Origin of the sequence: Spirillospora sp. CA-294931, from assembly GCF_050946795.1 — a bacterium.
Lineage (GTDB): Bacteria > Actinomycetota > Actinomycetes > Streptosporangiales > Streptosporangiaceae > Spirillospora.
This window is the reverse complement of the sequence record NZ_CP192006.1, coordinates 8080530-8101439: the sequence shown is the minus strand read 5'-3', so window position 1 is coordinate 8101439 and position 20910 is coordinate 8080530. Positions and strand designations below refer to the sequence as shown.

18 protein-coding genes are annotated in these 20910 nt (G+C 73.3%); 13 read left to right on the top strand and 5 right to left on the bottom strand.

Translation table 11 applies throughout. The annotated features are described in order from the left end of the window. The first annotated feature begins 21 nt into the window (after positions 1–21). From ACQPY4_RS36530 to ACQPY4_RS36520, 3 genes are all read left to right on the top strand, one after another. The gene (locus ACQPY4_RS36530) at positions 22–1131 is read left to right on the top strand and encodes a CobW family GTP-binding protein (RefSeq protein WP_433329009.1); all 1110 of its coding nucleotides are present in this window, start codon (positions 22–24) and stop codon (positions 1129–1131) included. A gap of 70 nt (positions 1132–1201) precedes the next feature. After that, positions 1202–1738, top strand: a complete 537-nt coding sequence (locus ACQPY4_RS36525; RefSeq protein ID WP_433329007.1) for a hypothetical protein — start codon at positions 1202–1204, stop codon at positions 1736–1738. Positions 1739–1830: 92 nt separating this feature from the next. Then, entirely contained in the window at positions 1831–2103 is a 273-nt protein-coding gene (locus ACQPY4_RS36520) for a WXG100 family type VII secretion target (protein ID WP_433329005.1), read from the top strand. Positions 2104–2125: 22 nt separating this feature from the next. On the opposite strand, the gene ACQPY4_RS36515 is transcribed toward ACQPY4_RS36520, so the two are convergent. After that, entirely contained in the window at positions 2126–6715 is a 4590-nt protein-coding gene (locus tag ACQPY4_RS36515) for an FtsK/SpoIIIE domain-containing protein (RefSeq protein WP_433329003.1), read from the bottom strand. Between the two features lie 381 nt (positions 6716–7096). Between ACQPY4_RS36515 and ACQPY4_RS36510 the strand changes: the two genes are divergently transcribed. The 9 genes from ACQPY4_RS36510 to ACQPY4_RS36470 are packed head-to-tail and all read left to right on the top strand — an operon-like array spanning position 7097 to position 13564. Then, positions 7097–7978 (top strand): hypothetical protein, encoded by an 882-nt coding sequence (locus tag ACQPY4_RS36510; RefSeq protein ID WP_433329001.1) that lies wholly within the window; start codon positions 7097–7099, stop codon positions 7976–7978. 2 nt (positions 7979–7980) lie between these two features. Continuing rightward, positions 7981–8880 carry a hypothetical protein gene (locus tag ACQPY4_RS36505; RefSeq protein WP_433328999.1) on the top strand — a complete coding sequence of 300 codons (900 nt, stop codon included), beginning with the start codon at positions 7981–7983 and terminating at the stop codon, positions 8878–8880. Beyond that, positions 8881–10176, top strand: coding sequence for a CpaF family protein (locus tag ACQPY4_RS36500; RefSeq protein WP_433328997.1), 1296 nt, complete (start codon positions 8881–8883; stop codon positions 10174–10176). After that, complete coding sequence (locus tag ACQPY4_RS36495; protein ID WP_433328995.1) at positions 10173–11132, top strand: type II secretion system F family protein; 960 nt, start codon at positions 10173–10175, stop codon at positions 11130–11132. Before ACQPY4_RS36500 ends, ACQPY4_RS36495 begins: the two co-directional genes overlap by 4 nt. Further along, the gene (locus tag ACQPY4_RS36490) at positions 11129–12046 is read left to right on the top strand and encodes a type II secretion system F family protein (RefSeq protein ID WP_433328993.1); all 918 of its coding nucleotides are present in this window, start codon (positions 11129–11131) and stop codon (positions 12044–12046) included. Before ACQPY4_RS36495 ends, ACQPY4_RS36490 begins: the two co-directional genes overlap by 4 nt. A gap of 33 nt (positions 12047–12079) precedes the next feature. Beyond that, positions 12080–12289, top strand: a complete 210-nt coding sequence (locus tag ACQPY4_RS36485) for a hypothetical protein (RefSeq protein ID WP_433328991.1) — start codon at positions 12080–12082, stop codon at positions 12287–12289. A 29-nt stretch (positions 12290–12318) separates the two neighbouring features. After that, positions 12319–12708 carry a TadE family protein gene (locus ACQPY4_RS36480; RefSeq protein ID WP_433328989.1) on the top strand — a complete coding sequence of 130 codons (390 nt, stop codon included), beginning with the start codon at positions 12319–12321 and terminating at the stop codon, positions 12706–12708. 2 nt (positions 12709–12710) lie between these two features. Then, positions 12711–13151, top strand: coding sequence for a TadE family protein (locus ACQPY4_RS36475; protein WP_433339162.1), 441 nt, complete (start codon positions 12711–12713; stop codon positions 13149–13151). After that, a complete protein-coding gene (locus tag ACQPY4_RS36470) occupies positions 13148–13564 on the top strand; it encodes a pilus assembly protein TadG-related protein (protein WP_433328987.1) in 417 nt (138 codons plus the stop codon). The genes ACQPY4_RS36475 and ACQPY4_RS36470 overlap by 4 nt, the downstream gene beginning before the upstream one ends. Before the next feature lie 3 nt (positions 13565–13567). Here ACQPY4_RS36470 and ACQPY4_RS36465 read toward each other — a convergent pair whose 3' ends face one another. Further along, positions 13568–14449 (bottom strand): hypothetical protein, encoded by an 882-nt coding sequence (locus tag ACQPY4_RS36465; protein WP_433328985.1) that lies wholly within the window; start codon positions 14447–14449, stop codon positions 13568–13570. Between the two features lie 244 nt (positions 14450–14693). Between ACQPY4_RS36465 and ACQPY4_RS36460 the strand changes: the two genes are divergently transcribed. Beyond that, on the top strand, positions 14694–17780 hold the full coding sequence (locus tag ACQPY4_RS36460; RefSeq protein ID WP_433328983.1) for a BTAD domain-containing putative transcriptional regulator: 3087 nt from the start codon (positions 14694–14696) through the stop codon (positions 17778–17780). Positions 17781–18200: 420 nt separating this feature from the next. Here the strand turns inward: ACQPY4_RS36460 and ACQPY4_RS36455 are convergent, their stop codons facing one another. The 3 genes from ACQPY4_RS36455 to ACQPY4_RS36445 all read right to left on the bottom strand — a co-directional run bounded on the left by ACQPY4_RS36455 (position 18201) and on the right by ACQPY4_RS36445 (position 20899). Then, positions 18201–19376, bottom strand: a complete 1176-nt coding sequence (locus tag ACQPY4_RS36455) for a YncE family protein (RefSeq protein WP_433328981.1) — start codon at positions 19374–19376, stop codon at positions 18201–18203. Positions 19377–19519: 143 nt separating this feature from the next. Then, the gene (locus tag ACQPY4_RS36450; protein WP_433328979.1) at positions 19520–20578 is read right to left on the bottom strand and encodes an NYN domain-containing protein; all 1059 of its coding nucleotides are present in this window, start codon (positions 20576–20578) and stop codon (positions 19520–19522) included. 84 nt (positions 20579–20662) lie between these two features. Beyond that, positions 20663–20899: an acyl-CoA carboxylase subunit epsilon gene (locus tag ACQPY4_RS36445; RefSeq protein ID WP_433328977.1), complete on the bottom strand. Its 237-nt coding sequence runs from the start codon at positions 20897–20899 to the stop codon at positions 20663–20665. Between the last annotated feature and the right edge of the window lie 11 nt (positions 20900–20910).

Sequence of the window (20910 nt, the reverse complement as noted above, 5' to 3'; positions counted from 1 at the left end):
ATTCCAGGAGGGTCAAACGGGATGTCGAGCGTTCCTGTCGTCGTGGTCGGAGGTCTGCACGCCGAGGTCAGGGGGGAGGCGGTCCGCCGCCTGCTCGCGGGCACGCCGCACTCGGTCGCCGTCCACCACGACCTGCGCGGAATCGACCACGGCCGGGTCGAGCGGGTCGTCCTGGACGCCTGGGGCGTCCGCGAGCGGGCCGAGGTGCGGCTGGCGCACGGCTGCGTCTCCTGCACCGTCCGGGAGGACGTGCTCCCCACCGCCGAGCACCTCGCCGAGGACGCCCGGCTGGTCGTGGTGGAGACCTGGGGGTCGGTCGAGCCCCGCGCGGTCGCCGAACGGCTCTCCGTCCTCGCCGGGACGCACCTGGCCGGAGTCCTGGTCGCCGTCGACCCCGACGGCCTGCGGGACGACCTGTCCTCCGGCGACCGGCTCAGCGACCGTGCGCTGACCGCCGCCGCGAGCGACGAGCGCTACGTCGCCGAGGTCCTGGCCCGCCAGATCGAGTACGCCTCGGGGCTCGTCCTCGGCCCCGAGGGCGACACCCGCCTCGCCGGGACGGTCCTGGCCCACCTCGGCGCCGGGACCCCCGTCACCCCCGTGGGCGACCTGCTCTGCCCGTCCGGCGCGCTCTCGGCCGACGACCTCGCCGCCCGCGTCGACCCCGCCAGCGTCATGCTGCCCTGCGACCGCTCGTCCGAGGGCGTCACCACCGTCGTGTGGCGACGCGTCAGGCCCCTGCACCCCGAACGGCTGCACGACACGATGGACGACCTGTCGGCGTGCGCCGTCCGCAGCCGGGGACGCCTCTGGATGGCCAGCCGTCCCGACGCCATGTTCTCGTGGGACTGCGTGGCCGGGCTGCTGGCCATCGAGGACCGCGGCCCCTGGCTGGCCGCCTGCCCGGAGGCCGCCTGGAGCCAGGCCACGCCCGCGCGCCGGGCCGCCGCCGCCCTCGACTGGCGTCCGGCCCTGGGCGACCGTTCCCAGGTGATCGCCTTCACCGGCCCCGACCTGGACCGCGCCGCCCTGTTCGACCGCCTCGACGGCTGCCTGCTGGACGACGAGGAGATGCTGGCCGGCTCGACGACCTGGGAGACCTACGCCGACCCCTTTGCCGGGTTGGTCTGAGAATTGCCCCCTGCCATGGTTTGACCCGTCGGTGTATCTTCCGGATGTCCAGCCGATACCCGGGAGTCACATGGTCCGCCAGTGGACGCGAGCAGGCCTGGCCGCAGCGGTCATGGCCGGCTGCGCCGTGCTCCCCTCGTCCGGCATCGGGCACGACCGCCCCACGCTCGACCGGGAGACCACTCGCCAGCTCACGGTGGCCGCCCGCACCCTGCTCGAACGCCGCTCCGAGGCCCTGGTGCAGGCGGGCCACCGCGACCGCCGTCCGCTGGCCGAGATCCTCGGCGTCCGGATCTCGCCCCGGGTGGCAAAGGTCCAGGAACGCGCCGAACGCGAGCTGGAGCACCGCAACCGCGCCCCCGTTGAGGGCGGCCCCGCCTACACCGAGGCCCGCACCCGTCTGGAGCCCAAGCGCGCCGTCCGCACCGGAGACCGCATCACCCTCGAAGCCACCGAGCACACCGAGGTCCGCCACGAGACCGGCAAGCTCACCCAGTCGATCCGCCGCCGCTTCGACTTCTCCACCCTCGACGGCCAGGTCGTCCTCGTGGACGAGCGCGTTCTGGACCCCGAGGCCCACCCCCTCAACGACCCCGACCCCCGCTGACCGCATCCGGACATCGGGCCCACCGCGTCCCTGGCCCCCCAGATCGATCGGCCGTAAGCTGACGCCACTCGAAATCGATGAAGGGCCGGGCCATGAGCGGTGACAAGCGGGGCGCCAACATCGGAGCGCTCGAGGACATGTCGCGCATGTTCAGCAAGCACTCCAAGAACCTCGACGCCCTGATCAAGGACCTCAACGGCCGCACCGTCAGCAGCAACGAGGTCTGGTGGGGCCCCAACGCCGACCGCTTCCGCGCCGCCTGGGCCGAGGCCAAGACCGCCTTCGACAAGATGGCCCTGGCCCTGGAAGAGGGCAGCCAGGACATCAAGCGCTCCCAGCAGAACATCGAAGCCGCCACGCGTTAACGCCAACCTCCGCCACCCGGGGTTAGTCGGGGGTGCGGTCGCCGCTTACGGGGGGTGGGAGGGCTACCTGGATCTGGGTGGTGGCGCCGGTGGCCACGAAGAGGCCCCGGCCGGTCGGGCCGCCCAGGGGGGCGTTGCGGGGGAGGCGGAGGCCGAACAGGTCGCCGTCGTCGGGGGACTCGACCGAGAGCAGGACGCCCGAGCGGGAGCGGCGGGTGTCGGACAGGAAGCCGCGGTAGCCGCGGGCCAGGTCTTCGGTCGTGCCGCCGATGACGACGCCGTGCTCGCCGTCGCGGGCGGTGCGCAGGACGTCGCGCAGGGCGTCGTCGAGTTCGGTCTCGTCGAGGAGTTCGGCGTCGTCGACGACCACGACGTAGCGGTGCTCGTCGCCGATGGCGTCGGCGAGGTCCTCCGACTCCGAGTCCGACGAGAGCAGGCCGAGGACGCCGGGACGCCCGGCCAGCAGGCGCAGGGGCGAGCGGCGGGGTGTGATCAGGACCACCGGGATGAGGCCGCCGCCGACGGCGGGGTCGAGCAGGGAGTGGACGATCGTCCGCAGCGTGGTGGAGCGGCCCGAGCGGGGCGGGCCCGCGACGACGAAGCCGGGGCCGTCGTTGAGCAGGTCGACGCCGACCGGGGCGAGGGTGTCGCCGCCGACGCCGACCAGGGCCCACAGGGACGAGGGGGCCAGGAACTCCTGGTCGAGGGCCATCGCCTCGCGGTAGGTGACGCGGACGGGCAGCTCGTCCACGTGGACGGGGCGCTGCCTTCGGGGCAGGCGGCCGTAGCGGGTGACGGCGGAGCGGGCGATGTCCTGCAAAGCGGACACCTGGGCGGCGCCGGACGGGTCGTCGCCCAGCAGCCCGATCTGCGATTCGCGGACGGGGACGCCCGGCCCGACGAGTTCGAGCGCGCGGCCGGGCGGCATCGCGGCGGGGACCTGGCGTTCCTGGAGGCCCGCGTAGCCGTAGTCGTTGGGGTCGGCCATGCGCAGGATCAGGCGGCGGTCGAAGAGCGTGGAGACCTGGCCGCCCAGGCCCGAGCGGTCGCCGGTGAAGACCGCGCGCAGCCCGACGGACGCGCCCTCGCGCAGCAGCCGCAGGACGGTGTCGACCAGGCGCCCGTAGTCGTAGTGCTCGAACGCGCCGACGAAGCCCTCCCAGCGGTCCAGCATCAGCACCATCCAGGGGAGCCGGTCGGTGGCGGCGACGGCGGCGCGCTGTTCCGAGAGTGAGGCGAATCCGGCCTCGGCGAGCAGTTGCTGGCGCCGGGAGACCTCGGCCGACAGGGCGGTGAGCAGGCGTTCGCAGCGGTCGAGCTGGTCGCGGGTGACCACGGCGCCGCAGTGCGGCAGCGAGATCATCGGGAGCAGGGCGTTGGCGCCGCAGTCGATGCCGTAGAGGTGGACGTCGTAGGGCGAGCACGCCCCGGCCACCGATCCGCTGATCGTGCGCAGCGCGGTGGAGCGGCCCGACTGCGTCGATCCGGCGATGTAGAGGTGGCCGCCCGCCGACAGGTCGAGGCAGAGCGGCTCGCGTGACTGGACGGCGGGCAGGTCGGTGATGCCGAAGGCGATCGGCGGGACGTCCACGACCGAGCCACCGGCGGCGGTGCGCGGCGACAGCCGCACCATCTCGGGCAGCGGGGTGAGCCACGGTGAGGGCTGGCGTCCGATGCCCGAGCGGCGGGCGGCCTCGTCGACGGCCTGCACGAGCACGCTGAGGTCGGTGACCGAGCCCTCGTCGGCGGGTTCTCGGGGCGTGGGGAAGGGGCGGCCGAGGCCCTCCCAGCCGACCGGGAGGACGGTGGTGGACGCCGCCGCCCGCGACCCGGGACGCCGTCCGCCGATCCGGGCCGACTGCACCGGGTGCAGGTCGGACGAGCCCGAGCGCACGTAGCAGCGGCCGGGCGTCGACTTGGAGATGTGGGCGGCCTCCACGGCGTCGATCACGTCGGTGGACTCGTCGGGGTCGGTGACGCGCAGGGCGATCCGCAGGTTGGTGTTGGCGCGGATGTCGGCCGTGACCACCCCGGCGGGACGCTGGGTGGCCAGGATCAGATGGACGCCCAGCGACCGGCCGCGCCGTCCGATGTCGACCAGCCCGTTGACGAAGTCGGGCAGCTCGCCGACCATCGCGGCGAACTCGTCGATGACCAGCGCGAGGCGGGGGACGACCTCAAGGCCCGCACGATCTCGGCCAGTCCGGCCGCCGGGGGGCGTGGGGGGTCGTCCCCCCGCACCGGCAGGGTCGGAACGCAGGTCGTTGTAGTCGTCGAGGTCCTTGGCGCCCGCGTCGAGGAAGACCTCCTCGCGGCGGCGCAGCTCGGCGGCCAGCGACTCCAGCGCGCGCTCGGTCGCGTGGCCGTCCAGGTCGGTGACCATGCCGACGGTGTGGGGGAGCCTGGCGCACTCCTTGAACGCGGCGCCGCCCTTGTAGTCGATCAGCACGAAGGTCATCTCGTCCGGGCGGTTGGCCACGGCGAGCGAGGCGATCAGGGTCTGCAGCAGCTCGGACTTGCCCGCGCCGGTCGTCCCGGCGATGAGGGCGTGCGGCCCGTCGGTCTTCAGGTCGACGGCGTGGACGCCGTCGGCGCCCCGGCCGAGCGGTGCGAGCGTGGAGCGGCCGCCGGTGCGCTCCCAGGACCGGATGATCTGCTCGGCGGTGGGCTCGGGCATCTCCAGCAGGTCGAGCAGGCGCACGTCGGCGGGGATGGACTCCTCGGCGTCCTCGCGGGAGACGTCGCGGACGGGGGCCAGCGCGCGGGCGACCCGCTCGGCCCAGGCCGGGCCGACCTGGTCGGCCAGGACGGGCCCGACGGCGTCCAGGTCGTGGCCCTGGAGCCGGACGGTCTCGGGGCTCTTGGGGTCCCAGGCGGTGACGACGGAGCACTCCTCGGGCAGGAGGCGTTCCTCGTCGTCCACGCAGATGGAGTACAGGCCGAATTCGGGCCCCCGGGAGAGCAGCATCGGCATGCCGGGCATGCGGCGGAGCGCGCGGGCGCCGTCGAGCACGATCAGGATGTTGTAGGGCACCGCGGCCCGGCCCTTGTCGCGGCCGAAGAACGCGGTCTCGGCCTGGGCGTCGCGGCGGCGGTCGCTGAGGCGGATCGCCAGCTCGGTGATGCGGTGCGCGACCGACTCGGGGTCGGTGCCGACCAGCGCCACGCACTCCTCGCCCTCGCGCGGGGCCGAGTGGGGGAGCCAGCGCACCCAGTTCCACTCCGCGCCGGAGTCGGGGTCGGAGCTGAGGACGACGATGGCCAGGTCGCGGGGGCTGTGCAGCGCGGCGGCCTGGGCGACCAGCCAGCGGGCGAGCGCGCGCGAGGCCGGACGCGGGCCGGTGAGCCCGACCACCCCGAGCTGGGGCAGCGGAAGCGCGACCGGCACCAGATGGGCGGACGGCGTCTCGACGTGGGCGTTGGGCAGGTCGTTGCCGACGAGTTCGATCCCGGCGGGCAGGTCGGCCAGGCCCAGGCGCAGGTGGAGGGTGTCGGCGTCGTCCGCGCGGCGTTCCCACAGGCGGCGGCGCGGCCCGGTCGCGGTCAGCAGGATCTCGGCCGCGTCGGGGTGCAGCGCGCGGCGCTCGGCCTGGTCCTCCTCGCGCAGGCGCTCCAGCTCGCCGCCGAACGCGGCGGACCTGGCGTGGTACTCCTTCAGCGCCTTCTTGTACGACTTGCGCCCGTGCATCCGGTCGCCGACCCATTCGCCGATGGTCATCACCGGCCAGGCCAGCGCGAACAGCGCCCACCACCACTGGCCGAGGCCGAACGCCATGACCAGGCCGAACGCGGAGAACAGGATCGCGCCGAACAGGCGCAGGCGCTCTTTGGGGTCGCGCTCGGGACGTCGCGGCACCTCGATCGAGCGCGCCCGCCGCACCGGGCCGAGGCGGGGCGGGCGGTTGAACGCCAGCCCGCCCTCGGGCAGCCGGTCGAGGTGGGTGTCGGGGGCCGCGCTCGGCGCGAGCGTGAGGATGCTGGCGCCCACCGCGAGCATCCCGCCCGGCGGCCACACGCTCTTGCCCTCCAGCGGACGGCCGTCCAGCAGCGCCCCGCCGACCGTGTGCGCGGACGCCTCGACCCAGACGGCGTCGCGTTCGACGGTGAGCCGCAGCGAGCGGGCGGGGACGAGCGGGTCGTCCAGCGCGACGTCGACCTCCTCGACCCGGTCGCCCGAGCCGAGCGTGCTGACGCCGAGCCCGAGCCGGTGCACCGAGCCGGACGCGGGCCCGCCGACCACCCGGATCTCGATCAGCCCGGTCGGCTCGGCCAGGACGGTCGCGGCGGCGCCCTTCTGCTCGACGGCCACGACGGCGCCGTCGCGCAGTTCCTTGACCGCCAGGGCGCGCGGGTCGAGCATCCGCCCGTCCATCCACAGCGCGTGCTGCCGGGCGTCGGCGGGGGCCCGGGTCGCCGTGGCGGCGGCCGCCACGGGCAGCGATTCCTTGGAGAAACGGGGGACCGGCGACAGGGCCCGGGGAGGCGGGGCGGTCTCACCGTCGAGCAGCTCGCCGAGCGAGCGCGCCACGCCGCCGACCGTGGCGTCGGCGTCGACGTCGATCACGACATCCCGGGAACCCTGGCCGGTAAGCGCCGTGAACGAGATCCGCATGCGAAGTCCTCCAGTGTGCGCCGCCTGGCCGGCCGCGCTCGGAGCAGTCTGTAAGGCGGTTGTAGGGCGGTGGGGCCGCAGGGGTCAGCTTAATTACTCACACCTGCCCGGCGGTTGGGGATGACACGAGCTGGGTACGGGCGGGACCGGTGTGACCTACCACCGCCAACGTAGCGGCACTGTCCAGCGAAGTCAGTGACGGATGTGACTCCTGTAAAAGTAGAGGTGATCACCGATATCGCTGGTCACGGCGATACGGGGAGTCACGGCCCGGCTTCAACCCTTCGAATCCATTGACGCGACCTTGCAACCCCCGCAAGCATGGATCGCTCGGTGACGCGGGACCCGTATGGCAGGTCCCTTCGGGGTGGGAAGGAGCGCGTGGCCAAGGCGATGAAGTCCAAGCAAACGGCGGTCGCCGGGGGTGTGTCGAACGCTCCGGCGGGCGGCGGGCAACCGGCCGCGACGCTGGGCCGGTCGGGCCTGGGCGCCTCCGGAGGCCAGCGCCTTCCGGTGGCGCAGCGCGAGCGCAAGCCGGCCCTGGCGGCCCTGGCCGTCCTGCTGATCCTCGGCGGGGCCCTGGCCAGCGCGTACCTGGTGATGGCCAGCGGGCAGCGGGTCTCGGCGATCCGCGTCGCCCAGCCCGTCGCCGCGGGGCAGCGCATCCCGCTGACCGCGCTCGAAGAGGTCCAGATCGGCGACACCGGCGTCGCCTACATCGCCTGGACGAACCGCGCCAAGGTCGCCAACGCCTACGCGTCCGTCCCGCTGGTCAAGGGGGCGCTGCTCACCAACGGCATGATGAGCGCGACCGACGACGCCGCCAAGGGCCGCGTGGTGGTCGGGCTCGCGCTCAAGCCGGGCCAGTTCCCCGCCAAGGGCCTGCAGAGCGGGAAGCGCGTCAGCCTCTACGCCGTCGGCGGTGGCACGGGCGGGGGCCCCCGAGCCGGAACGGTCCTGTCGGCGGACGCGATCGTGATCGGCATCGGCCGGTCGGGCGACAGCGGACGGCTGCGCGGCGACCAGACGACCGTCGACGTGGCCGTCCCGCCGGGCGAGGCGCCGCTGGTGACGCAGGCGGCCTCGGCGGGCACGCTCGCCGTCGCGATCATCCCGGACGGCACCCGGGTGACGGGCGGGCCCCCGCCCCAGCAGCAGACCATCCCGTCGGAGACCCCCGGCGGCACCCAGAACCCGGGAGGCGGCCAGACCCCGGGCAACCAGCAACCGGGCGGCCAGACCCCGGGCGCGGGCGGGAACTGACCGTGGCACTCATCGCGCTCGCGGCCGACAAGGGGGCGCCGGGCGTCACCACCGCGGCCGTCGCCCTCGGTGCCGTCTGGCCGCGCCCGGTGCTCGTCGCGGAATGCGACCAGGCCGGGGGCGACCTGGTCTACCGCCTGCCCGCCGCGTCCGACGACGAGTCCAGAGACGGCGGCATGCTCAACCCGTCCCGGGGGCTGCTGAGTCTCGCCGCGACCGCGCGCCGGGGCCTGCGCCCCGACCAGGTGGCCGAGCACTGCCAGCGCCTCGTCGGCGGGCTCGACGTCCTGGTCGGCATCACCAGCGCCGAGCAGGCCCAGGGCATGACCTGGCTGTGGGGCCCGCTCGGACGCGCCTTCGCCGGGCTCGGCCAGGTCGACGTCATCGCCGACTGCGGACGGCTCGGCGCGGGCACCCCGCTGCTCGACCTGATGCGCGAGGCCGACCTGGTCGTCCTGGTCACCCGCGCCACGCTGGAGCAGGTCGCCCACCTGCGCGAGCGCGTCGGCGCGCTCAGCACCGACCTGCGCGGCGGCCCGCCCATCGGCATCCTCGTGCTGGCCGACCCGCGCGACTTCCGCGCGTCCATCACCGAGGTCGACCGCATCATCGCGGGCGCGCAGCAGCGCCTGCGCCAGCCCGAGGCCGCCCCCGCGCAGGGCCCGCCGCCGCCCCACGTGTCGGTGCTCGGCGGCATGGCCCTCGACCCCAAGGGCGCCGAGCTGCTCTCGGGACGCTGGGGCGGCCGTCTGGACCGATCGCTGCTCGTCCGCTCGGCCCGCGAGGTCGCGGCCGACCTGGTGCGGCGGCTCCCGGCCTCGCCGGGCGTCCCCGCCCCCGACCCGGCGCCGCACTACGCGCCGCAGCCACCCTCACCGCAGATGGAGGAAGGGAGGCTCTAGGTGGACCACGCCCTGGTCAAACGACTCCGGCAGGAGGTCGGCGACCGCCTGGCCCAGCAGCGCCGCCTGGACGCGTCCAGCGGCCTGACGCCGATGTCCGCCGAGGACGAGCGGCAGTTCGCCCGCGCCCTCATCGGCCAGGTGCTGGAGGAGTACGCGCGCGGCGAGATCACCGCCGGACGCCGCCCGCCCAACGCCGAAGAGGAAGAGGCGCTCGCCGCGGGCGTCCACGCGGCCCTGTTCGGGGTGGGACGCCTCCAGCCGCTGCTGGAGGACCCCGAGATCGAGAACATCGACATCAACGGCTGCGACCGCGTCTTCATCGGCTACGCCGACGGCCGCGAGGTCATGGGCGAGCCCGTCGCCGAGACCGACGAGGAACTGGTCGAGCTGATCCAGATCCTGGCCGCCTACAGCGGGCTGTCGTCGCGCCCGTTCGACACCGCCAACCCCCAGCTCGACCTGCGGCTGCCGGACGGCTCGCGGCTCTCGGCCGTCATGGACGTCACCGTCCGGCCCTCGCTGTCGATCCGCCGCGCGCGTCTCGGCAAGGTCTTCCTGTCCGACCTGGTCGGCAACGGCACCTTCACCCCCGAGATAGGCCGGTTCTTCCGCGCCGCCGTCCTCGCCCGCAAGAACATCATGATCGCTGGGGCGACCAACGCGGGCAAGACGACGCTGCTGCGCGCCGTGGCCAACGAGATCCCCGCCCACGAGCGGCTGATCACCGTCGAGCGGGCCCTGGAACTCGGGCTCGACGCCTTCCCCGAGTTGCACCCCAACTGCGTGGCCTTCGAGCAGCGGCTGCCCAACTCCGAGGGTCAGGGCGCCATCTCGATGGCCGAGCTCGTCCGCAGGTCGCTGCGCATGAACCCCAGCCGCGTCATCGTCGGCGAGGTCCTGGGCGACGAGATCGTCACCATGCTCAACGCGATGACCCAGGGCAACGACGGCTCGCTGTCGACCATCCACGCCAACTCCTCGGTCGAGGTCTTCAACCGCATCGCCACCTACGCGATCCAGGCCGAGGAGCGCCTCCCCGTCGAGGCCACCCACATGCTCATCGCGGGCGCGATCGACTTCGTCGTCTTCATCGAGAAGCGCAACGACTACGCCAGCGGCGGCCGGCTGCGCCGCTTCGTCGCCAGCGTCCGCGAGGTCACCGGCGTCGACGGCCGCGTCCTGTCCTCGGAGGTCTTCGCGATGGCGCCGGACGGCGTCGCCCACCCCGCTGCCCCGATCGCCTGCGCCGACGAGCTGGCCGAGTACGGCTACGACCCCGGGAGCGGCTGGTGACCTCGCCGGACGTGCTGCTCGCGATCCTCGCCGGAGCCCTGGTCGGCGGCGGGATCCTGCTGCTGGTGCTCGCGCTGCGCGGCCTGCCCGTCAAGGCCGCGCCCGTGCGCGGGCGCAGCCGCGAGGAGGTCGTGAAGAGCCTCACCACCCGCGGCGCCGTCGCCGCCGGTGCGGGCGTCGCCGTCCTGCTGTTCACCCGCTGGCCCATCGCCGCGATCGGCACCGCCGCGCTCGTCCTGTCCTGGAAGGGCCTGGCCGGAGGCGCCGCCGAGGAACGCCGGGGCATGGTGCGCCTGGAGGCCCTCGCCGCCTGGACGGAGTCCCTGCGCGACACCATCGCCGGAGCCGTCGGCCTCGAACAGGCCATCCCCTCCTCCCTGCGCGCCGCCGCGCCCGTCCTCCAGGAGCCGCTGCGCCACCTGGTCGACCGGCTGCACACCCGCGTCCCGATGCCCGAGGCGCTGCGCCGGTTCGCCGACGAGATCGACGACCCGTCCGCCGACCTGGTGATCGCCGCGCTGGTCCTCAACGCCAAGCTGCGCGGCCCCGGCCTGCGCGACATGCTCGGCGCCCTGGCCACCTCCGCCCGCGCCGAGCTCGACATGCGCCGCCGCGTCGAGGCCGACCGCCGCAGCACCCGCCGCAGCGTCAAGATCGTGGTCGGGGTGTCCGTCGGCACCGCCCTCGCCCTGGCGATCTTCAACCACTCCTACGTCGAGCCCTACGACGACGTCCTCGGCCAGCTCGTCCTGTGCGTCGTCATCGCCCTGTACGCGGCCGGGTTCCTGTGGCTGCGGCGCCTGGCCAAGTTCGAGATGCCCAGCCGCTTCCTCACCCAGACCTCGCAGCGTCCCGGCGTCCCGGGAGAGGTGCCCAACACCGTCGCGGGCTGGCAGTCCAACGGCGTCCTGCGCGGCCGGCACACCATGGACGCGGGCGGAGGTGGCCCCCGATGACCGGAGCCCTCGTCGCGGGCGGCGCCGTCGGAATCGGCATCTACCTGCTGTACCGGGCCCTGTTCCCGTCCCGTCCCGGCCTCTCGTCCCGCCTGGCCGCCTTCGACGCGGCCCGCCGCCACGAGGAGGAACTGGCCGCCGCCGGACGCATGTCGCCCACCCTCGAACGCGTCGGCGGCATCCGCGCCAAGCTCGGCCGCGAACTGGTCAAGACCGCCGAGGCCCGCGGCTGGAAGATGCGCTCGATCCGCGCCGACCTGGCCATCACCGAACGCTCGCTGGAGGCGTTCCTGGCCACCAAGTTCCTCCTGCCGGCCGCCGCGCTGGTCTTCATGCCGGTCGTCGTGGCCTACTTCACGCTGCTCGGCGTCGGCGTCTCCTTCCAGATCCCGCTGTGGATCTGCGTGGCCTTCGCCGCGATCTTCTTTTTCTTCCCCGACATGCAGCTGCGCCAAGAGGCCGCCGAGCGCCGCGCCGACTTCCGCCACGCCGTCGGCGCCTTCCTCGACCTCGTCTCGATGAACCTGGCCGGGGGACGCGGCGTCCCCGAGGCCCTGATGACCGCCGCCGGAGTCGGCGAGGGCTGGGCCATGCCCCGCATCCGCGACGCCCTGGCCAACGCCCGCATCACCGGCCAGACTCCCTGGCAGGCCCTGGGCCGCCTCGGCGACGAGCTCGACATCGCCGAGCTGCGCGACCTGGCCGGGGCCCTGGCCCTGGTCGCCGACGACGGCGCCCAGGTCCGCAAGTCCCTGTCCGCCCGAGCCGCCTCCATGCGCACCCGAGAACTCTCCGACCTCGAAGGCAAGGCCGGAGAACGCTCCCAATCCATGCTCGTCGCCCAGCTGTTCCTGTGCGCGGGCTTCCTGGTCTTCCTGGTATACCCGGCCGTGATGCGGGTGATCGTCTCGTGAAGTTCGCCGTCCCAGTCTCAAGAAGGAGAAAGCATGAGCCCCCTGAACGACCCGGCGATCGCGTATCTGCGCGCCCTGCTCGACACGCGTCTGGCCCGGATGAAGGAGGAGGAGCACGACCGCGGCGCCTCCGCCATCGAGTGGGCGATCATCACCGCGATCATCGCGGGCATCGCCATCGCGATCGGCGCGGTGATCGCCACCAAGATCCAGGACAAGGCCAACAGCATCAAGACCGGCTGAACCGACGCCGGGACGCAGGTGCCTCGGCGATGGAACTGGCGATCCTGACGCCGGTTCTCATCCTGGTCTTCATGACGGTGGTGCAGTTCGCCTTCGTCTACCACGCTCGCCACGTCGCCCTGGCGGCAGCGCAGTCCGGAGCCCGGGTCGCGCGCACCCAGCCCGAGGGCGGCGGATGGCAGGACGCGGCGGAGACCAAGGCGGCCGGTGACGTCCGGAAGATCGGCCCGAAGCTCATCACCGGGCTCCGGGTCAGCTCCGGCGAGGTCGGCGACCAGCGGTTCGTCGAGGTCAGCGGGCAGGCGGTCAAGCTCATCCCGTTCATGGGATTCAAGGTCGTCCAGCGTTCCCAGGGACCGATCGAGTGCTTCCGCCCGGACGTCGGCTCGGGCACCGCCTGCGAGGGAGCGGACGGGTGAGGATGCGAACCCGCGACCGGGGGGCGATGTCGCTGGAGCTGGTGCTGGCCACGCCGCTCTTCGTGATGTTCCTGATGTTCCTCGGCGGCGCGGGACGCATGGTCGACGCCAAGAGCCAGGTGGACGGAGCCGCGCGCGACGCCGCCCGGGCCGCGTCGGTGGCCCGCAGCGCGGGCGGGGCCGAACGCCTCGCCCAGGACGCCGCCACCGCCAACCTCAAAGACCACGACTGGTGTGCCGGAGGCCCGGTCGTGGCCACCGACACCAGCGACTGGGGACCCGGCGGACGGGTGTCGGTCACCATCACCTGCGACGTCGACCTCGGCGACCTGACCCTCGTCGGGCTGCCGGGCACCAAGACCCTGCACGGCAAGGCGCTCGCGCCCATCGACACCTTCACCTACCGAGGAACCGACACCGTGAACGGCGGTGGCCCGGAATGACCCGCGACCGGGGCTCGGTCTCGCTGTACGTCGTGCTCTTCACCCCGGCGGTCCTTCTGCTCGCGGGTCTGCTCGTGGACGGCGGGCTGGCCATCCACGCCCGCCAGCGCGCGGCGGACATGGCAGAGCAGGCCGCCCGTGCGGGCGCGAACCAGATCGACGAGGCGTCCCTGCGCGAGACCGGCAAGCCACTGATCGACCCGGACCGCGCCCGCTCCGCGGCGTGCGCGCTGGTGGACGAGTATGAGGGGAACGTCACCGGCAAGCAGTGCGACGCCACCCAGGAGGAGGTCGAGGTCACGGTCGAGCTGACGGTGGATCTCCAGATCCTCGGCATCGTCCCCGGGTTCGGCTCCTTCTCCATGAGGTCGTCGGCGTCCGCCGAGCCCGTCACCGGCGACGACCCCCAGTGAGGGTTATCTCACCACCGTGAACGTCCGTTTCGGCTGGGTGAGCTGTTTCCGGAAGAATCCGCCGACGATTCCGGTGCCCGATGTCCTGTTCTCGGTGAAGCGGAACATGAGGTCCGACGCGGGAAGGGTTCCCCGGACAAGGCGGTGACCAGGGAAGATCTTGGCCACCTTGTCGGCGTAGGCACGGTTGGTGAAGAAGTACTCGCCGAGCGTCGTGCCCTTGGGCACCGGATATTTCCCGGTTCGCGCCACCGTGGTCGCCTGACCCTTGGAGACCCACTTCCACACCGTGAGACCCGCCGGGACGGGGTGCTTGGGGCCGTTGACGAACTGGTAGTGGTGCGCCTTGCCGTACCGGGGGTCGCCCTGGTCGTAAAGGAACCACATGTTGCCCGACGTGCACCTCTCGGTGTTCACCTCGCCGTACACGCTCTTGACCGGCACGATCGGCGCGGCGGGGTCCTTGCTCGGCCCGGCCGGGACGTTCGTCCACGTCCACTTGGTGGACTTCCGGTAACGGGAGGGCGTCAGGCACTGGATCTCCCAGCGATAGCGCGCCCGGCTGGCAGAGGTGGTGGAGTTGCCGCCGAGAACCGCCGTCGTGCGGACCTTCTTGCCCGTGGGGAGGTAGTACTTCGCCAGTGATCCAAAAGGGCCGTAGTCGGGCGGAATGCTCTTCTTGAGGACGTTCCTGTCGGTGAGGACGAGCAGTTCCTGGACTCCGCCCGACCACATCACTTTCGCTTCGCAGCAGCCGGCCTTTGATTCGGGGGCGGCGGCGTTGGAGGGGGCGGGCAGGGCGGTCAGAGAGGAGACGGCCAGACCGGCGCCTGCCAGGAGAACGACATTTCGCCAGTGCTTGCGCTGAACATTGACGGTCGTCATGGGCTCACATTTCCCTATTGATGATGTCGGAGCAGGACGCTTCCAGCGTCGGCGGATGCTGTCAAGGTGAGTCAAGAAGACGGTGGCGATCTTCTGTCGGAAGTCTTGACCCGCTGTGTAACGATGCGAGTGCGAGCGGTGACCACAGATAGGTATGCGTTCGGCATTGCGCCCTGGTGGGAGGTGTCTACGATGATTTTGGCTATGACTGTGCGGGCGCTGACCGGCGATCTCTAGGGGTGCGATGGCGGCACGGCAGATGGGCGAGGGGCGGTCCGGCGACATCCGGGACGCCTCCGGGCGGCGTTTGGGGCACGGGCCCAGGACTCCGGTCCGGGTGCGGCCGCACCGGACCGCCGGCGATGTGATCACGGGGCTCGGCGCCCTGGCGGCGCTGGCCGCCCTGATGGTCGGCGTGCCGTTCGCCCTGCTCGCGCTGTTCGGATCGCCGATTCCCGACTCGGTCCCCGGCACCTCGGATCTGACCGGGCGGATGGGCGAGGGCACCCTCATCACCGTCCTGGTCGCCCTGGTCTGGCTCGCCTGGCTCCAACTCGCCCTCTGCGTGGTGGTCGAGGTCTACGCGGGCATCCGCGGCATCGGCGTCCCCGCTCGGGTGCCGCTGGCCGGGGGCACCCAGTCGCTGGTGCACCGGCTCGTCGTCGCCGCCCTCCTGCTGTTCACCGCCGCGAGCACGGTCATGCCCGCGTTCGGCGGGCGCGAGCTGTACCAGCAGCGTCCGGCCCAGGCGCAGGCCCAGGACATCCGGCCGGTGCCCGTCGCCGTCCACGAGCAGGAGCAGCCCCGGCAGCCCGCCGCCGAGCCGATGGCCGACACCCTGGCCGAGGCGCCGGTGAAGAAGGAGCGCACCACCAAGATCTACCGCGTCCAGCCCCCCGAAGGACGGCACCACGAGAGCCTCTGGGAGATCGCGGACAAGTGCCTGGGCGAGGGGCGCCGCTACAAGGAGATCTACTCGCTCAACAAGGGCAGGACGCAGCCCGACGGCACCAAGCTGAGCATCGCCAGCCTCATCCGTCCGGGCTGGATCCTGGAGATGCCCGCCGATGCCAAGCACACACGGGTCGTCCCCGTGGACGAGCTCGACGAGTACTACAAGTACGGCCACGCCGTCCCGGACAAACCCGAGCCCAAGCCCGAGCCGAAGCCGGAACCCAAGCCCGAGCCGAAGCCGAAGCCGCAGCCCCCGGTCGAGCAGAAGCCGCCCGTCGAGCAGAAGCCTCCGGTTGAGCAGAAGCCGCCCGCCGAGCAGAAGCCCGTTCCGGTGCCGCCCCCGGTACAGCAGTCGCCCAAGCCCGCGCCCTCGGCGGAGAAGCCCGCGCCCGCGCCGAGTCCGTCCGAGGAGCTCGGTGGCGGAGCGGGCAGCGGCGGGGCGAACGTCCCGGGCAAGGAGGTCGGCGCCAAGGAGAACGAGGGCGCGCCGCTCTCGGTCGACCTGGAGTGGCCGCAGGGCCTGGCGGCGGCGTCGCTGCTGGCGGCGGGGCTGCTGGGCGCGCTGGGACGCAGGCGGCGCTCGCAGATGTGGCACCGGGCGTTCGGGCACATGATCGTCCGGCCCCAGGGGAAGGCCGCGGTGGCCGAGCGGGCGCTGCGGGTGGGCGCCGACCCCGACGCCGTCCACCTGCTCGACCTCGGGCTGCGGCACCTGTCCAAGTCGATGGCGGCGGGCGGGCGCGCCCTGCCCACGGTCTACGGGGTGCATCTCGGCACCGACAGCCTCGACCTGTGGATCGCGCCCGCCGACCGCAACCCGCCCGCGCCGTGGCAGACCTACGACGACGGCCAGGTGTGGCGCCTGCATGCCAGCGCCCTGCCGGGGCTTGAAGCCGCTGAGCTCGGCGACGTCCTCGCCCCGTACCCGGGCCTGGTCTCGATAGGGACCAACCCCAACGGGCGCATCCTGGTCGATCTGGAGGCCGCGCACGGCCTCATCGCGCTGGGCGGCCCGGACGACGCGCGGCGCGGCGTCCTGGCGGCCCTCGCGCTCGAGCTGGCCACCAACCGCTGGTCCGACCACATGCGCATCACGCTGGTCGGCTTCGGCGCCGAACTCGGCGAGGGCCTGGCCGAGATCGCGCCCGACCGCATCCGCACCGTGGCGAGCCTGGACGAGGCGCTGCCCGAGCTCGAAGGGCGCGGCGAGGAGGTCCGGCAGGCGCTGGCGGCGTCCGGTGTCGACTCGGTGCTGACCGGACGCTGCCGCGGCGTGTTCGGCGAGGCGTGGATGCCGCACTACCTGATCATGGCGGACGAGCCCACGGAGCAGGAGGCCGACCGCCTGGTCGCGCTGGCCCGCACCGGCACCCGGATGGCCGCCGGATACCTGGTGGCGGGCGACGTCCAGGGCGCCACCTGGACCTGGGAGGTCGATGCCGAAGGCGGGCTCCAGGCCGGGGTCCTCGGGTTCGAGGTCGAGGCCCAGCTGATCCCCGAAGACCACTACGACGGCATCGTCGAGCTGTTCCGCACCGCCGACCGCACCGAGTCGGTGCCCCTGCCCGAGGCGCCGCCCGCCCAGGACCTCGGCACCGAGCCCCCCGGCACCCGGCAGTCGTCGGTCGACATCCGCCTGCTGGGCCCGATCGAGATCGAGGCGCCGGGACCCATCGACGAGAGCCGCCGCGAGCTGTGCACCGAGGTGCTCATCTACCTGGCCACGCACCCGAGCGGCGTCCACCCCACGGTCCTCAGCGGCGCGATCTGGCCCCGGGGCGTCAGCGCGGGCATCCGCGACGCCTGCGTGGCCCGCGTCTCCGACTGGCTCGGCCGCGACGCCCGCGGCCGCCCGAACCTCTACCTGGACGACCGCGGCCGCATCAAGCTCGGCTCGGAGGTCCGCGTCGACTGGGCCGTCTTCCGCTGGCTGGTCTGGCGCTCGGCCGCCGAGCCCGAGTCTGAGACCGCCTACATGTCCTACGCGCTCGACCTCGTCCGCGGCCCCGTCCTGGCCGACCGCCCGCGCGGCCGCTACGGCTGGCTCGTCTCCGACGACCTGGAGTACGAGGCCACCGGACGCGTCATCGACGTCGCGCACCGGCTCGTCCTGCTCCGCCTGGACGAGGCCGACGCCCGAGGCGCCGTCGGCGCCGCCCGCGCGGGCCTCCGCCTCGCCCCCGACGACGAGGGCCTGTGGCGCGACCTCCTCCGCGCCACCCACGCCACGGGAGACGAGGCCCAGGTCCGCATCGTCGTCGACGAGCTCCGCTCCCGCCTGGGCCGCGACCCCCTCATGGACCGCCTCCAGCCGGAGACCGAAGTCCTCCTCGAAGAACTCATCCCCCAACTCTGGGAACGAGTCGGCACCCGCTAGCCCCGTCCAGGCCGTCCACCCGTCCTTGACGGCACCGCCCCTCACCAGGCGTGCGCCCCCAACGCGCGGTCGCAGCCAACGCGACCACCGTCCACGGGCGGCGTTGTCCACGCGCGGTGTCGTCCACGGGCGGTGTCGTCCACGGGCGGCGTTGTCCACGGGCGGCGTTGTCCACGCGGGGTGTCGTCCACGGGCGGTGTCGTCCACGGGCGGCGTTGTCCACGGGCGGCGTTGTCCACGCGGGGTGTCGTCCACGCGGGGTGTCGTCCACGCGGGGTGTCGTCCACGCGCGGCGCCGTCCACGCGGGGTGTCGTCCACGCGCGGCGCCGTCCACGCGCGGCGCCGTCCACGCGCGGCGCCGTCCACGCGCGGTGTGGGGGCGACGGGCGGAGCCCGTCGCCCCCACACCGCGTTGGTGGTTAGCGGTAGAGGGCGGGGCCGCCTAGGGAGTAGCGGGCTGGTTGGGGGTAGGGGACGGGGGCCTGGGGGGTGCCGCCGGTTTTGAGTTTGGCTTGGAGGCGGCCGGTGTGGGCTGAGAGGGCGTAGACGGTTCCGGCTTTTGGGGCGGAGAGCCAGAGGGTGGTGCCGTCGGCGGAGATTCCCCCGGGGACGGCGGGCGTCAGGGCGCGGGGCAGGGGCCAGCGGGACGTGACCTTGCGGGTGGTGAAGGACACTGTGGCCACGGTGGTCGCGCCGACCACGTGGAGGCGTTGGGTGTCGCGGCTCAGGACGAGGCCGCGGGCACCCGGGGACGTGGGGACGAAGGACGTCACGCGGAAGCGGGACGCGTCGATCAGCCAGAGGCCGCCCTTGGCGGGGTCGGCGACGTAGAACGTGCGGCCGTCGGGGGACAGGCGGACGGCGGACGGGGCCGAGCCCTTCGGGAGCCGCAGGGTGGCGGCGACCTTGCGGGTGCTGAGGGACAGGCGCACCAGGCGGGCGGACGAGGTGCAGGTCGCGAGCAGCGCGGACGCGTCGGCGGAGAAGTCGGCGTGGCCGGACGCGGAACACGGCAGGGGCAGGGACGCCCGGGGGACGAGGGTCAGCGGGTCGCGGACGTCGAGGCGGCGCGGTCCGAGGACGAGGGCGTCGCGGCCATCGGGGGGGAAGTACAGGGGGCCGGGCGCGCCGAGTTTGAGGGGGGCGCCGCGCTTGGCCGATCGGGGGGACAGGGGGACGAGCGTGCCTCGCGCGTCCACCCAGAGTTTGCGGAGGTCCCAGGACGGGACGACGCGCGTGGTGCCGCGGCCGACCTTGACGCGTCCGGCCAGGCGCAGGGTGCGCGGGTCGATGACGTCGACGGTGCCGCCGCCGGGATTCGGGACGAAGACGCGCGGCGGCAGGCTGCGCGCCCCCGGGGTGAGCATGCCGACGCCGGTGGCGTACACGTCCGGGGTGGGGGCGAGGCGGACCAGGGGGCGCGGGTCGGGGCGGGGCTTGGCATACGGGGACGGCCCGCCCAGGCCCACGACCGGGGCGTCCGGGTCGCCCTGGCCGGGCTTGTAGAACGGGACGGGCGACTCGCAGCCGGCGAGCGTGAGCGCGGCCGCGAGCGCTACGGTGGCCGCTCGGGTTTTCGTGGGAAGTCCCCCCATCACGGGCGGGACTGTACCCCGATTGTCGCTCCCTGTGTCGGAATCGTCACAAGAAGTTTCAGCCGCCCAGACGCGAGCTTCGCTGGTCGAGGACCCGAAGACGCATCACGCGATCCCGTCCCGCCCCACGTGGACGCGCCTGGTCAGTCGGACTTGCCGATCCCGATTCCGAACTCGCGGTAGACCCGTTCCCAGAAGCCGTCGCGCAGCCAGGTGCGGGCCTCCTGGTAGGGGCGCAGGGAGCCGCCGAGCTCCTTCTCGGCCTCGATCAGCAGCTCCTTGTCGATGACGGGGGGCAGGATCGGGCCGGGGAGCAGGTCGCGGATGTTGTCGCGGCCGCGCTCGAAGATCCACTTCTGGGCGACATGCTCGCCGATCTCCAGCATGTGGTCGCGGTCGGGGCCCAGCTTGCCGTCGGCGACCGGGTGGTGGGCGTGCATGTGCGCCGCGACCGTGGCGGGTGTGGGGCCGCGCACGGCGTTGCCGGTGCCCGCGGCGGCCGGGGCCGGCTTGACCGCCGGGGGACGTCCCGCGAACACCTGGGACGGGGACGGCACGGCCGGCGTCCGGTGCCCGCCCGCGTCGCCCTCCCGGACGGTGACCGGATGCGCCGACGCCCCCGGGGGGACGGGAAGGACCTTGGCCTTGGTGAAGTAGGGACGCAGGAAGTCCGACGGCAGCACCTCGACCGTGTCGGACTCCCACACCAGCCATTCGGCCTGGTTGGAGCCGTGCGTCGGCTCGACGCCCCACAGGTGGACGCGGACGCCGTAGCGCTGCGCGGCCTCGACCGCGGGGAGCATGTCCTCGTCGCCCGCCAGCAGGACGGCGTCGGTGATCGCCCGGTGCCGGGCCAGCGCCTCCAGGTCGGCGCGGAGCTGGGCGTCGACGCCCTTCTGCTGGCCCTGGGCGTTCAGGTTGCCCAGCCGCAGCTTGACCAGCGGCAGGTTGGCGATCACGCGCTGGTCGACGGTCGGCTGCCGTTTGGGGGCCGCGTCGAACCAGTAGACCCGCAGCAGCTCGCCGAGCAGTTGGTCGTCGGCGTGGCTGGTCAGGGCCTTGATGAGCTTCTCGGCGGCCACCCGGTACTCGCGCCGCGATCCGCAGCCGAGCAGCAGCGCGCCGGAGGCCGCGTATAGGTACCCCGCGTCGACGAAAATCGCATACCGCGCGGGCTGTGGGACGAACTCCGAGGTGGCCATCGCCTTTCACCTTATTCGTGCGACGGCCACTCCTGGGCGCGAACCACGGTTACATCTGCTTTGGGCGCCCGCCCAAAGGGGTGGTTATCGGGGCAGCGCGCTGGCCCTCCAGGCGCCCGGTCCGCGCGGGCGGACGCCCTCGGCGACGGGCCCGCGCAGGCTCCGGGATCGTTCGGCCCACCGGGAGATCTCGGGCTCGCCGTCCCGCGTGCGGGACGCCGCGGCCCGCGCCCGCGCGGTGATGACCGCCACGAGGGCGGCGACCTCCTCGGGCGTGGCGTCGCCCCGCACGACCTGGAGGAAGGGCGTGTTGTCGGGCACCGGGCCTCCTC

Bases quoted from the DNA above. Each gene is read 5' to 3' on its own strand.
- ACQPY4_RS36515 (WP_433329003.1), bottom strand. From the start codon at position 6,715: ATGCGGATCTCGTTCACGGCGCTTACCGGCCAGGGTTCCCGGGATGTC.
- ACQPY4_RS36475 (WP_433339162.1), top strand. From the start codon at position 12,711: ATGCGAACCCGCGACCGGGGGGCGATGTCGCTGGAGCTGGTGCTGGCC.
- ACQPY4_RS36490 (WP_433328993.1), top strand. From the start codon at position 11,129: ATGACCGGAGCCCTCGTCGCGGGCGGCGCCGTCGGAATCGGCATCTAC.
- ACQPY4_RS36530 (WP_433329009.1), top strand. From the start codon at position 22: ATGTCGAGCGTTCCTGTCGTCGTGGTCGGAGGTCTGCACGCCGAGGTC.
- ACQPY4_RS36480 (WP_433328989.1), top strand. From the start codon at position 12,319: ATGGAACTGGCGATCCTGACGCCGGTTCTCATCCTGGTCTTCATGACG.
- ACQPY4_RS36455 (WP_433328981.1), bottom strand. From the start codon at position 19,376: ATGGGGGGACTTCCCACGAAAACCCGAGCGGCCACCGTAGCGCTCGCG.
- ACQPY4_RS36450 (WP_433328979.1), bottom strand. From the start codon at position 20,578: ATGGCCACCTCGGAGTTCGTCCCACAGCCCGCGCGGTATGCGATTTTC.
- ACQPY4_RS36525 (WP_433329007.1), top strand. From the start codon at position 1,202: ATGGTCCGCCAGTGGACGCGAGCAGGCCTGGCCGCAGCGGTCATGGCC.
- ACQPY4_RS36520 (WP_433329005.1), top strand. From the start codon at position 1,831: ATGAGCGGTGACAAGCGGGGCGCCAACATCGGAGCGCTCGAGGACATG.
- ACQPY4_RS36460 (WP_433328983.1), top strand. From the start codon at position 14,694: ATGGCGGCACGGCAGATGGGCGAGGGGCGGTCCGGCGACATCCGGGAC.
- ACQPY4_RS36465 (WP_433328985.1), bottom strand. From the start codon at position 14,449: ATGACGACCGTCAATGTTCAGCGCAAGCACTGGCGAAATGTCGTTCTC.
- ACQPY4_RS36485 (WP_433328991.1), top strand. From the start codon at position 12,080: ATGAGCCCCCTGAACGACCCGGCGATCGCGTATCTGCGCGCCCTGCTC.
- ACQPY4_RS36470 (WP_433328987.1), top strand. From the start codon at position 13,148: ATGACCCGCGACCGGGGCTCGGTCTCGCTGTACGTCGTGCTCTTCACC.